The organism is Streptomyces sp. DSM 41931 (assembly GCF_050271085.1).
Lineage (GTDB): Bacteria > Actinomycetota > Actinomycetes > Streptomycetales > Streptomycetaceae > Streptomyces > Streptomyces albogriseolus.
Genome location: NZ_CP189902.1, coordinates 6418845 through 6431401, shown reverse-complemented (window position 1 = coordinate 6431401; position 12557 = coordinate 6418845). Strand labels below are relative to the sequence as shown.

At 73.1% G+C, this 12557-nt stretch carries 9 protein-coding genes; 2 read left to right on the top strand and 7 right to left on the bottom strand.

Going from position 1 to position 12557, the window contains the following annotated elements; genetic code table 11:
• Positions 1 to 184 precede the first annotated feature (184 nt).
• Positions 185 to 1696, top strand: coding sequence for an aldehyde dehydrogenase family protein (locus ACP7TJ_RS29410; RefSeq protein WP_401626573.1), 1512 nt, complete (start codon positions 185 to 187; stop codon positions 1694 to 1696).
• Positions 1697 to 1733: 37 nt separating this feature from the next.
• Here the strand turns inward: ACP7TJ_RS29410 and ACP7TJ_RS29405 are convergent, their stop codons facing one another.
• Positions 1734 to 2360 (bottom strand): TetR/AcrR family transcriptional regulator, encoded by a 627-nt coding sequence (locus tag ACP7TJ_RS29405; protein ID WP_167744505.1) that lies wholly within the window; start codon positions 2358 to 2360, stop codon positions 1734 to 1736.
• Positions 2361 to 2485: 125 nt separating this feature from the next.
• Here ACP7TJ_RS29405 and ACP7TJ_RS29400 point away from each other — a divergent pair, with 125 nt between their 5' ends.
• On the top strand, positions 2486 to 3625 hold the full coding sequence (locus ACP7TJ_RS29400; protein ID WP_093767393.1) for an acyl-CoA dehydrogenase family protein: 1140 nt from the start codon (positions 2486 to 2488) through the stop codon (positions 3623 to 3625).
• A gap of 55 nt (positions 3626 to 3680) precedes the next feature.
• On the opposite strand, the gene ACP7TJ_RS29395 is transcribed toward ACP7TJ_RS29400, so the two are convergent.
• The 6 genes from ACP7TJ_RS29395 to ACP7TJ_RS29370 all read right to left on the bottom strand — a co-directional run bounded on the left by ACP7TJ_RS29395 (position 3681) and on the right by ACP7TJ_RS29370 (position 12480).
• Complete coding sequence (locus ACP7TJ_RS29395; protein ID WP_427766595.1) at positions 3681 to 5513, bottom strand: AMP-dependent synthetase/ligase; 1833 nt, start codon at positions 5511 to 5513, stop codon at positions 3681 to 3683.
• 109 nt (positions 5514 to 5622) lie between these two features.
• Positions 5623 to 7821: a 3-hydroxyacyl-CoA dehydrogenase NAD-binding domain-containing protein gene (locus ACP7TJ_RS29390; RefSeq protein ID WP_427766592.1), complete on the bottom strand. Its 2199-nt coding sequence runs from the start codon at positions 7819 to 7821 to the stop codon at positions 5623 to 5625.
• 51 nt (positions 7822 to 7872) lie between these two features.
• Positions 7873 to 9087, bottom strand: a complete 1215-nt coding sequence (locus ACP7TJ_RS29385) for an acetyl-CoA C-acetyltransferase (RefSeq protein WP_427766589.1) — start codon at positions 9085 to 9087, stop codon at positions 7873 to 7875.
• A gap of 53 nt (positions 9088 to 9140) precedes the next feature.
• Entirely contained in the window at positions 9141 to 10304 is a 1164-nt protein-coding gene (locus ACP7TJ_RS29380) for an acyl-CoA dehydrogenase family protein (RefSeq protein WP_266403126.1), read from the bottom strand.
• A complete protein-coding gene (locus ACP7TJ_RS29375; protein WP_427766586.1) occupies positions 10301 to 11326 on the bottom strand; it encodes an LLM class F420-dependent oxidoreductase in 1026 nt (341 codons plus the stop codon). Before ACP7TJ_RS29375 ends, ACP7TJ_RS29380 begins: the two co-directional genes overlap by 4 nt.
• Positions 11326 to 12480 (bottom strand): CaiB/BaiF CoA transferase family protein, encoded by a 1155-nt coding sequence (locus ACP7TJ_RS29370; RefSeq protein WP_427766584.1) that lies wholly within the window; start codon positions 12478 to 12480, stop codon positions 11326 to 11328. Before ACP7TJ_RS29370 ends, ACP7TJ_RS29375 begins: the two co-directional genes overlap by 1 nt.
• Between the last annotated feature and the right edge of the window lie 77 nt (positions 12481 to 12557).

Genomic DNA, 12557 nt, shown 5'->3' with positions numbered 1-12557 from the left:
CGGGTGAGAGGCCGCCGGACGCCGGACCGCCGGACCAAGAGCCATCGGGCGAGGACCCGCCGAGGGGCCTCCGGCCGCCAGGCGTCGAGGCCCCGGAGCATCAGGCGTCCGACGGGAGGCCCCCCAAGGGGGCTGCCGGGCACCCGCGGTCGTCCGTCGTCCGAGCCCACCGTGAGGAGACCCCATGACCGAGACCGCCCCGGCCGCCGCCCCGCGCGCCACCGCCTCCACTTTCACCACGTACTCCCCCGCGACCGGCGAGCGCCTCGCCGAGTACCCGGCGCACGGCCCGGAGGACGTCGCCCGTGCCGTCGCGCGCGCCCGCACCACGCAGGCGGGGTGGGCGGCGCTGCCCGCGTCCCGCCGCAGGGAGCTGCTGCTGCGCTGGAAGAAGGCGCTCGCCGACGACCTGGACACGGTGGCCCGCACCATCGCGCGGGAGACCGGGAAGCCGGCCGGTGACGCCGCGCTGGAGGTCGTGCTCACGCTGGAGCACCTGGCGTGGGCGGCGCGCAACGCCCCCCGGGTGCTGGGCCGCAGGAGAGTGCGGACGGGGCTGTTCACGGTGCACCAGCGGGCCTCGCTGGTGCACCGCCCGCTGGGCGTGGTCGGTGTGATCGGCCCCTGGAACTACCCCCTTTACACGCCGATGGGCTCCATCGGGTACGCCCTCGCGGCGGGGAACGCGGTGGTGTTCAAGCCGTCGGAGCTGACGCCGGGCACGGGGGTGCTGCTGGCGGAGCTGTTCGACTCCGCCGCGCCCGAGCACGCGGGGCTGCTCGCCACGGTCACGGGGGCGGCGGCGACCGGGGACGCGCTGGCCCGCTCCGGGGTGGACAAGGTGGCGTTCACGGGGTCGCCGGGGACCGCGCGGAAGGTGATGGCGGTCTGCGCCGAGACGCTGACGCCCTTCCTCGCCGAGTGCGGCGGCAAGGACGCGGTGATCGTCACCGCCGACGCCGACCTGGACGCGGCCGCCGACGCGATCGTGTGGGGCGCGCTGAGCAACGCGGGGCAGACGTGTGCGGGCGTGGAGCGCGTCTACGCGATGCGCGAGGTGCACGAGGAGCTGTGCGCGCGGGTGGTGGAGAAGGCCGCGGCGCTGCGCACGGGCGCCGGCGCGGACGCCGCGTACGGGCCGATGACGCTGCCCGGCCAGGTCGCCGTGGTCGAGCGGCATGTGAGCGGCGCCGTCGCGGCGGGCGGGCGGGCGCTGCTGGGCGGGCCCGACGCGGTGCGCGCGCCGTACGTCGCCCCGGTGGTGCTGACCGGTGTGCCGGAGGACGCGCCGGCGATGACGGAGGAGACGTTCGGACCGGTGGTGACGGTCAACGCGGTGGCGGGCGTGGACGAGGCCGTGGAACGCGCCAACGCCTCCCGCTACGCCCTCGGCGCGGCGGTGTTCTGCGGGAGCGGGCGCACGGGTGCGGCGATCGCGGCGCGGCTGCGCGCGGGCGCGGTGTCGGTGAACTCGGTGCTGGGCTTCGCGGCGGTGCCCGCGCTGCCGTTCGGCGGGTCGAAGGACTCCGGCTTCGGGCGGATCCACGGCGAGGAGGGGCTGCGGGCGTTCACCTCCGTGCAGTCGGTGACGGTGCAGCGGTTCGCCCCGGCGGTCGCGCTGACCTCCTTCGCGGTCCCGGCGGCCACCCGCGAGCGCGCGGTACGGCTGGCGCGTGCCCTGCACCGGCGGCGCTGAACGCCACGGGGACGCCGGACCGTCGCACCCGGGGCGGTCAGGCGTCCAGCAGCGGGGCCAGGTAGCGGCGGGCGAAGGCCCGGGCCTGCTCCGCGTCCTCCATCTCGATGCAGCTGGACGGGTTGAGCAGGAAGGACACGGCGACCCGCACCATCAGCTCCGCGACCGGACGCGGGTCCTCGTCGGGCCTCCCCTCGACCTGCTGCGCCCGGCGCAGATGACCCGTGAGGTACTCGACGGTGGCGGACAGCGAGGAGCCGCCCTGCACGGTCAGGTAGGGCAGCACCACCTCGGGTTCGAGCCGCAGCATGCCGCCGAACAGCGGATGGGCGCGGGTGTGGCGCAGGGCGACCACGAAGCCCTCGACGACGCGCTCCTTCATGGACGGCAGGCCGGCCACCGCGGCGTCCAGCCGGGCGAAGAAGCGGCTCAGCTCCCGCAGCAGGGTCTCCTCGACCAGGCGGTCCTTCGTCTGGAAGCGCCGGTAGACGGTCACCCGGGAGACGCCGGCCCGCTTGGCGACGTCGTCCACGGAGGAGCGGCGCACGCCGAGGAGGGTGAACTGCTCCAGTGCCGCGTCGAGGATGCGCCGCGCCGTGTCGTCCTCGGGCTCCGGTCGGGCGAGGGCCCGGGCGAGCCACGAGTCGTTCGTGTCAGTTCTCATGGTGCTCCTCACGATACCGGCGAACGACTCCCCGAGAGACGCTGATACAACTACCATAACTTTGTATCTCAGAATGCGCCCCACCCGACCGAGCCGCCGACCGGCGCCGGATACCGGAGGACCTGATGGGCAGTCGACTCACCGAGGAACAGACCGCGTTCGCGGCGGCCGTACGCGACTTCGCCAAGCGCGAGTGCGGCACCCGTGAACAGCGCGACGCGCTGACGGACGGGGGCCGCGAGGCGCACAGTCCGGAGCTGTACCGCCGGCTCGCCGACCTGGGCTGGCTGGGGGTGTGCCTGCCCGAGGAGTACGGCGGCTCCGGCGGCGGGACGGCCGACGCCTGTCTGTTCCTGGAGGAGACGTCGTACGGGATGGTGCCGTGCGGCGGCTTCGTCACGACGGTGATCACGGCGAAGGCGTACGAGCGGTTCGGCTCCGAGCGGCAGCGGCGGGAGGTGCTGTCCGGCGTGGCGCGCGGGGACGTGCTGGCCGTCGCGATGTCCGAGCCCGGGGCGGGGTCGGACGTGGGGGCGCTGCGCTGCCGGGCCCGGCAGGAGCGGGACGGCACCTGGGTGATCGACGGCCAGAAGACGTGGATCTCCAACGCGCACTGCGCCGAGAGCATCCTGCTGGTGGCCCGCACCGGCCAGGACAAGCACGGCGGGCTGACCATGTTCCATCTGCCCGCCGGCACCCCCGGCGTGGAGATCCGGGGCATCGAGACGATGCGCGGCCGGGAGGTCAACGACGTCCACCTGACGGACGTACGGCTGCCCGCGGACTCCGTGGTGGGTGACGTGGACGGCGGGTGGAGGCAGTTGATGGCCGGCCTCAACCACGAGCGGCTGTTCCTGGCGGCGAACATGCTGGGTCTGGCCCGCCGCGCCTTCGACGACGCGGTCGCCTACGTCCGCGAGCGGGAGCAGTTCGGGCGGCCCGTCGGCTCGTTCCAGGCGCTGCGGCACCGGGTCGCGGATCTCGCCACCGAGATCGAGTGCACCCGGCTGCTGGTGCGCGAGGTGGCCCTGGACTGCGACGCGTACCCGGAGAAGCTGTTCCCGCGCGAGGCGTCGATGGCCAAGCTGAAGGCCACCGAACTCGCCAAGCGGGTCACGCTGGAGGGCATGCAGATGATGGGCGGCTACGGCTACACCACGGAGTTCGACATGGAGCGGCATCTGCGGGCCGCGGTCGTCTCCACGGTGTACGGCGGGACGAGCGAGATCCAGCGGGACGTCATCGGCAAGACGTACGGGCTCTGAGCCGCGGACGCCCGCCTCCGGGGCACGGGGGCGGGCGTCCGTCGTGGTGTGCGGCTCAGTCGCCGTAGAGGGCGGTCAGGGCGTCGGCGTACTTGTCGCGGATGACGCGGCGCCGCATCTTCAGCGACGGTGTCAGCTCACCGGTGGCCGGGCCCCACTCCTCGGCGAGCAGCTCGTACCGCTTGACCTGCTCGGTGCGGTTGAGGCGCGTGTTGGCGGCGGCGACCGCGCGGTCCACCTCGGCCCGGACCTCGGGGTGCCGGACCAGCCCGGCCAGGCCCCCGTCCGTGTCGATTCCGTGCTTCGCCGCCCAGGCGGGGGCGGACTCCGGGTCGAGGACCAGCAGGGCGACCAGGTAGGAGCGGTTGTCGCCGTGCACCATCGCCTGCCCGACCAGCGGGTGTTCCTTCAGGGCGTTCTCCACCAGCGCCGGCGAGACGTTCTTGCCGGTCGAGGTGATGATCATCTCCTTCTTGCGGTCGGTGAGCCAGAGATAGCCGTCCTCGTCGATCCGGCCGATGTCGCCGGTGGCGAGCCAGCCGTCGGCGTCCAGCGCGGATTGCACGGAGCCGTCCGGCTGGAGGTAGCCGTCGAACACCGACGTGCCTCGCACCATGATCTCGCCGTCCTCGGCGGTGCGGATCTCCACCGACTCCACGGGGCGACCCACCGAGCCGAGCCGGAAGCCGAGCTTCGGGCTGTTGCTGGTGGCGACCCCGGTGGTCTCCGTCAGCCCCCAGGCGTCCATGATGACGATGCCGAACCCGGCCCAGAAGTGCACCACGTCGACCGGCATCGGCGCGGACGCGCTCGCCGACCAGGTCACCCGGTCCAGGCCGCCGGCCGCCAGCATGGGCAGCAGCACCTCCTTGCGGACGCGGGTGTACCGCTCCTCCAGCTCGGGCGGCGGGGTCTCGCCGCGCTCGCGGTGGCCGACGTGCTCCCGGGCCACCGCGAACGCCTCGTCGATGACGGCCCGTTGGTCGTCCGGCATCAGCGAGAGCACGGCCCGCACGGCGGCGGACAGCTTCTCCCAGATCCTCGGCACGCCGAAGAACTGCGCGGGACGCACCTTGCGCACCACCTCGCCGACCTTCGTCGGGTCGGCGCACAGGTAGACGTGCGAGGCGCGGTGACACGGCAGGTAGATGCCCAGCATCCGTTCGGCGATGTGCGCGAACGGCAGGTAGCAGATGTGCTCGACGTGCGGCGGGAGTTCCACCACGGCGTCCAGCGCGAGCGCGTTGGAGAGCACCACCCGGTGGGTGAGGACGACGCCCTTGGGCTCGCCGGTGGTGCCGGAGGTGTAGACGACGGTCAGCGGGTCCTCGGGCCGGGCGGTGTCGAGTTCCTTGCCGAACTCCTCCGGCGCCGGCTCGCGGAGCAGCGACGCGTACGGCACATGCGTCGCCTCCGCTCCCGCGTCGGCCACCACCAGCCGTTCCAGCGGGGTGCCGGCGTCGGCCAGCAGCGGTTCCCACACCGGGAGTTGCCCGGCTCCGCCGACGACGGCGAGGCGCGCGCGGCAGTTGCGGGCGATGTGGGTGATCTGCTCGGGGGCGGCGGTGCCGTAGACGCTCACCGGGACCGCGCCGAGGCGGACCAGCGCCAGGTCCGACAGCCAGTGCTCGGGCCGGTTGGCCATCATCAGCAGCACATGGTCCCCGCGGCCGACGCCGAGGGCCCGGTAGCCGGCGGCGAGGGTGCGGGTGTGCTCGTGGATCTCGCCCCAGCTGAGCGTGGTCCAGTCGGTGTCCGGGTCCTCCGACTGCCAGGACAGGCCCGGCAGTCCGGGGTGGGCGTGCGCGTTGCGGGCCAGGAGCTGGGGCAGGGTGCGGGCGGCGGGGTCGTCGGGCGGATCGCCTGCGGTGGGAGGTGGTGACGTCATCGGGGCCTCCTTGCGTTGCGGGTCGGGGAGAGAACGTCCGGGGAGACCGGGGCGTGGGGGGGGAGCCCCTGCGGGCGTACCCGGTGTCGGTGAGGGTGGCGGACCGCGCTCAGGCGTCGGTGAAGGTCTCGCCGCGTTCGGCCTTGCTCAGCAGCAGCTCGGGCGGGGTGAAGCGGTCGCCGTACCGGGCGGCGAGCTCGCGGGCGCGGGCGACGAAGCCGGGCAGTCCGACCCCTCCCCCGGCGCCGCCGTCGTAGCCGTTGACGTACTGCAGGACGCCGCCGGTCCACGGCGGGAAGCCGATGCCGAGCAGCGAGCCGACATTGGCGTCGGCCACCGACTCCAGGACGCCTTCCTCCAGGCAGCGCACCGCGTCCAGCGCCTCGACGAAGAGCATCCGCTCCTTCAGCTCGGTGAGGCCGGCGGGCTGCTCGGCGGGGTCGGTGAAGTGCGCGCGCAGTCCGGGCCAGAGACCGGCGCGCCTGCCCTGCTCGTCGTAGTCGTAGAAGCCGGCGCCGCCGGACCGTCCGGGGCGGCCGAACTCGTCGATCATGCGGTCGACGACCGCGTCCGCGGGGTGCGGCTGCCAGGTGCCGCCGTCCGCCTCGACCGCGCGGCGGTTCTCCTCACGGATCCTGCGCGGGAGGGTGAGGGTGAGTTCGTCCATGAGGGCGAGGACCTTGGCGGGGTAGCCGGCCTGGGCGGCGGCCTGCTCGACGGAGGCCGGTTCGATCCCCTCGCCGACCATGGCGACGCCCTCGTCGATGAAGCGGCCGATGACGCGGGAGGTGAAGAAGCCGCGGGAGTCGTTGACCACGACGGGCGTCTTGCGGATCTGCCGGACCAGGTCGAACGCCCGGGCCAGCGCCTCCTCCCCGGTCTTCTCGCCCTTGACGATCTCGACCAGCGGCATCTTGTCGACGGGCGAGAAGAAGTGCAGGCCGATGAAGTCGCGGGGCCGCTCGACGCCCTTGGCCAGGACGGTGATGGGGAGGGTGGAGGTGTTGGAGCACAGCAGGGCGTCCGGGGCGACCACGTGCTGGATCTCCTGGAACACCCGGTGCTTGAGGGCCGTGTCCTCGAAGACGGCCTCGACCACCGCGTCGCAGCCGGCCAGGTCACCGGTGTCCGCGGTCGGGGTGATGCGGGCGAGCAGCGCGTCGGCCTTCTCCTGTGTCGTACGGCCGCGGGCGACGGCCTTGGCGCACAGCTTCTCGGAGTAGCCCTTGCCGCGGACGGCCGCGTCGGCGGAGACGTCCTTGAGCACGACGTCGATGCCGGCGGCGGCACAGGAGTAGGCGATGCCGGCGCCCATCATGCCCGCCCCGAGCACCGCCACCTTGGTGACCTTGCGGGCCGGGACGTCCTTCGGGCGCCTGGCGCCGGAGTTGACCGCCTGGAGGTCGAAGAAGAACCCCTGGATCATGTTCTTGGTGATCTGCCCGGTGACCAGCTCGGTCAGGTACCGCGCCTCGATCTCGAACGCTGTGTCCACGTCGACCTGGGCGGTCTCCACGGCCGCCGCGAGGATGTTGCGCGGGGCGGGGTACGGGGCGCCGCCGGTCTTCTTCCGCAGCAGGGCAGGCAGGGCCGGGAGCTGGGCGGCGAGCTTGGGGGTCGCCGGGGTGCCGCCGGGGATGCGGTGGCCGGGGGCGTCCCAGAGCTGCGCGGACTCGGGGTGGGCGTCGATGAACGCCTGTGCCCGGGTCAGGAGTTCGCCCGGATCGGAGACGAGTTCGTCGACCAGGCCGTTCTCCAGGGCGCGGGCGGGACCGTACTGGGTGCCCTCCAGGAGCACCTTCCGCAGGGCCTCCGTCACCCCGAACATGCGGACCGTGCGGGTGACGCCACCGCCTCCGGGGAGCAGGCCCAGGGTGACCTCCGGGCAGCCGACCTTGGTGCCGGGAGCGTCCAGGGCGATGCGGTGGTGGCAGGCCAGGGCGATCTCGTAACCGCCGCCCAGGGCCGCGCCGTTGATCGCGGCGACGACCGGCCTGCCCAGGGTCTCCATGACGCGCAGCGCCCGCTTGACGCGCATACCGGCCTCGTAGGAGGCGCCGGCCGTCCCGGGCGTGACGGAGATCAGGTCGTGCAGGTCGCCGCCGGCGAAGAAGCTCTTCTTGGCGGAGGCGACGATCACGCCCCGCACACGGTCGCGCTGCTCGGCCAGCCGCGCGGTGACGGCGTCCAGCGAGTCGATGAACGCCGCGTTCATGGTGTTCACGGACTGGCCGGGATCGTCGAGGACGAGGGTGACGACACCCGTGTCGTCCTGCTCCCAGCGGATGGTGGTGGACTCGGTGCTCATACGGATGCGCTCCTGGTGATCCGGGTGGTCCATGTGGTCCGGGGAGAGGGTTCAGACGCGTTCGACGACCGTGGCGATGCCCATGCCGCCGCCCACGCACAGGGTCGCCAGCCCGTAGCGCTTGTCCTGGCGCTCCAGTTCGTCGACGAGGGTGCCGAGGATCATCGCGCCGGTCGCGCCGAGCGGGTGGCCGAGCGCGATGGCGCCGCCGTTGACGTTGACCTTGTCCAGCGACAGGCCCAGGTCCTTCACGAAGCGCAGCACGACCGCCGCGAACGCCTCGTTGATCTCGACCAGGTCGAGGTCGTCGACGGTCAGCCCGGCCTTGGCGAGCGCCTTGCGGGAGGCCGGCGCCGGCCCCGTCAGCATGATCGTGGGGTCGGAGCCGGACACGGCGGCGGAGACGATCCGGGCGCGCGGGGTGAGGCCGTACCGCTCACCGGCCTCCCGCGTACCGACCGCGACCAGCGCGGCGCCGTCGACGATGCCGGAGGAGTTCCCGGCGTGATGGACGTGGTCGACCTTCTCCACCCAGTGGTACTTCTGCAGCGCGACGGCGTCGAAGCCGCCCAGTTCGCCGATGTCCGCGAACGACGGCTTGAGCTTGCCGAGGGAGTCGGCGGTGGTGCCGGGGCGCAGGTGCTCGTCGTGGTCGAGGACGACGAGGCCGCTGCGGTCCCGCACGGGAACCACGGACCGGTCGAAGCGGCCCTCCTTCCACGCCGTGGCCGCCCGCTCCTGGGAGAGCGCCGCGTAGGAGTCCACGTCGTGGCGGGAGAAGCCCTCCAGGGTGGCGATGAGGTCGGCGCCGACGCCCTGGGGGACGAAACCGGTGTCGTGGTTGGTGCGCGGGTCCGCCGACCAGGCGCCGCCGTCGCTGCCCATCGGGACCCGGGACATGGACTCCACGCCGCCCGCGAGGACCAGGTCCTCCCAGCCCGAACGGACCTTCATCGCGGCCATGTTGACGGCTTCCAGACCGGAGGCGCAGAAGCGGTTCTCCTGGACGCCGGCCACCGTGTCGGGGAGTCCGGCGAGGACGGCGGCGGTGCGGGCGATGTCCGCGCCCTGGTCGCCCAGCGGACTGACCACGCCGAGGACGATGTCGTCGACGGCGGCCGGGTCGAGGCCGGGGAAACGGGCGCGGATCTCGTGGATCAGCCCGACGACCAGGTCGACGGGTTTGGTGCCGTGCAGGGCGCCGTTCGCCTTGCCGCGTCCGCGCGGGGTGCGAATCGCGTCGTACACATACGCTTCGGTGCTCACCTCGGTTGCCCTTCCAGGTCGGTTCACTCAGGGGGTGGGGAGCGGGCCGGTGCTCAGCGCAGCAGGGAGCGGCCGATGATCTCCTTCATGATTTCGGTGGTGCCGCCGTAGAGGGTCTGGACGCGGCTGTCGAGGAACGCCCGGGCGACCTTGTACTCGCTCATGTAGCCGTAGCCGCCGTGGAGTTGGAGGCAGCGGTCGACGACGCGCTTGTTGAGTTCGGTGGCCCACCACTTGGCCATCGAGGCGTGCACCGCGTCGAGCCGGCCGTCGCTGTGGTCGGCGACGCAGCGGTCCAGGAAGGCGCGGGTGACCGCGTTCTCGGTGGCCATCTCGGCGATCTCGAAACGGATGTGCTGGAGCCTCGCGAGCGGCTTGCCGAACGCCTCGCGTTCCTTCACGTAGCGGGTGGTGACGTCGAGGATCTCCTCGGCCGCGGCGGCGGCGCCGACGGCGATGGCCAGCCGCTCCTGGGCGAGGTTGCCCATGAGGTGGGCGAAGGCCTGGTGCTCCTCCCCCAGCAGGTTCTCCTTGGGGACGCGTACGTCGGTGAAGAACAGTTCGGCGGTGTCCTGCGCCTTCTGGCCGATCTTGTCGAGGTTGCGGCCGCGTTCGAAGCCGTCCATGCCGCGCTCGACGACGAGCAGGCTCTGTCCGCCGCTGCCGCCCTCGGGGGTGGTGCGGGCGACCACGACGACGAGGTCGGCGAGGACGCCGTTGGAGATGAACGTCTTGGCGCCGTTGAGCAGGTAGTGGTCGCCCTGGTCGGCGGCGGTGGTGCGGATGCCCTGGAGGTCGGAGCCGGCGCCGGGTTCGGTCATGGCGATGGCGGTGACCAGGTCGCCGGAGGTGAAGCCGGGCAGCCAGCGGCGCTTCTGCTCGTCGTTCGCGAGATGGGTGAGGTAGGGGCCGACGATGTCGTTGTGCAGGCTCAGCGCCAGACCGGAGGCGCCGGCGCGGGCGAACTCCTCGATGAGGACGGCGCTGTAGCGGAAGTCGTCGGTCCCGCCGCCGCCGTACTCCTCGTCGACGGCCATGCCGAGCAGGCCCTGGCGGCCGGCCTTGCGCCACACCTCGCGGTCCACCACGCCGTCCTTCTCCCAGCGTTCGTGGTGCGGGAGCACCTCCTTCGTCAGGAAGGTCCGCACCGTCTCGCGGAAGGCCTCGTGTCCGGGGCCGTACAGGGGACGGTCCGGAGTGCGTTCCGGGGTGGTCACAGCCAGCTCCTCACATGCTCGATCAGTCGGGCGGGGTCGGGGCCGACGGGGGTGACGTTGAGCATGGTCACGCCCGCCTCGCGGAACACCTCCACGCGGTCGCGGACGTAGCCCTCGGGGCCGGCCAGGCACAACTGCTCCAGCAGCTCGGCCGGTACGGCGGCCTCCGCGTCCTTCTTGCGTCCGGCGAGGTAGTGCTCCTGGACGGCGGTCGCGGCGGCCTCGTAGCCGTAGGAGCAGACGAGGTCGAAGTAGAAGTTGCGGCCGGGGGCGCCCATGCCGCCGACGTAGAGGGCGACGGTGGGCCGCATCAGGTCGCGTACGGCCGCGGCGTCGTCGCCGATGGCGAGCAGGCCGCCCGCGACGACCTGGAGCGGGCCGAGCGCGGGGTCGCGTTGTGCGGTGCCCTCGGCGAGGGACGGGCCCCAGATCTTCGCCGCGTGTTCGGGGGCGTAGAGGAACGGCAGCCAGCCGTCGGCGATCTCGGCGGCCGTGCGGACGCTGGCCGGGCCGAGGGCGGCGAGATAGACGGGGATGGAGTCGCGGACGGGGTGGTTGAGCAGCTTGAGGGGTTTGCCGAGGGTGCCGCCCTTCTCGGGCGGGACGGGCAGGTCGGTGATGCCGTGGTGTTCGATCACCTGGCGCCGCCAGATCCGCCGGGACAGGTGGATCACCTCGCGGGCGCGGCCCAGCGGGCGGTCGTAGACGCGGCCGTGCCAGCCCTCGACGACCTGCGGTCCTGAGGCGCCGACGCCGAGGATGGCGCGTCCGCCGCTGATCGCGTCGAGTCCCGCGGCGGTCTGGGCGATGAGGGCGGGGGTGCGGGAGTAGACGTTGAGGACGGCGGATCCGATGCGCATCCGCTCGGTCCTCGCGGCGAGGTAGCCCATGACCGTCGGGGAGTCGAAGCCGTAGGCCTCGGCGACCCACACGGCGTCGAGCCCGGCGCGCTCCAGGGCGGCGGCCCGGTCGGCGGCGGTGCGTGGGTCCTCCGCGTAGGCCAGGGGTGAGGACAGTTCCATCAGCAGTGGTCCTTCAGCAGGTCGGGCACGCCCCAGTCGCGGGCCACGTCGCAGGTGTGGGCGCCGGGGACGGCCGGCGGGCGCCGGAGGGTGCCGGGCGTGCCGGAGAAGCGGGGCGCGGGCGCGGGCTGGGTGACGCCGTGCGCCTCGGTGTACGTGCCCCGCGCGGTGAGATGCTTGTGCCCGGCCGCCTCGTGCAGGGAGAGCACGGGTGCGACGCAGGCGTCGGTGCCTTCGAAGACGGCCGTCCAGCGGGCGCGGGGGGCGGACCTGAAGCGGGTGGTGAACTCGGCCCGTAGGGCAGGCCAGTTGCGGGGATCGGCGCGGTCCGGCAGCTCGTCCGCGTCCAGGCCGAGCAGGGAGACGAACACGGCGTAGAAGTGCGGTTCCAGGGCGCCGACCGCCATCCAGCCGCCGTCGGAGGTCTCGTAGACGGCGTAGTAGGGGCAGCCGCCGTCGAGCAGGTTGCGGCCGCGCGCGTCCCGCCAGGTGCCCTCGGCGAGCATGCCCCAGAACAGGCTGGTCAGGTGGGCGGTGCCGTCCACGATGGCGGCGTCCACCACCTGGCCGTGGCCGGTGGCGCGGGCGGTGAGCAGCGCGGCGAGGACGCCGGTCGTGAGGTAGAGGGAGCCGCCCGCGTAGTCGCCGAGCAGGTTGGCGGGGAGGACGGGCGGCCCGTCCGAGGTCCCGATCATGGACAGGGCGCCGGTGGTGGCGATGTAGCCGATGTCGTGCCCGGCCAGGGCGGCGAGCGGGCCGTCCTGCCCCCAGCCGGTCATCCGCCCGTACACCAGCGCGGGGTTGGCGGCCATGCAGTCCTCCGGTCCGACGCCGAGCCGCTCCGCGACGCCGGGCCGGTACCCCTCGAGCAGGATGTCGGCGCGCGCCGCCAACGCCCTGACGGTCGTGGGTCCTTCGGACGCCTTGAGGTCGACGACGACGGACCGTTTGTTGCGGTTGGTGAGGTCGCGGGCGGGGTCGCCGCCGAGCGGGGCACGGCCCGGGCGGTCCACCCGCACCACGTCGGCGCCCAGGTCGGCGAGCAGCATCGCGGCGAACGGTCCCGGTCCGATGCCGGCCAGTTCGACCACGCGCACACCGTCCAGCGGGCCCGCGACGGTGCGGCCGGGAGGGTGGGTGGAAGTGGGGCTCATGGGTTCCTCTCTCGGTGCGCGACGGACCCGCCGTCGCGACCGGGGACTTACTGAGCGTTCGCTCAACGTAGGAGCGG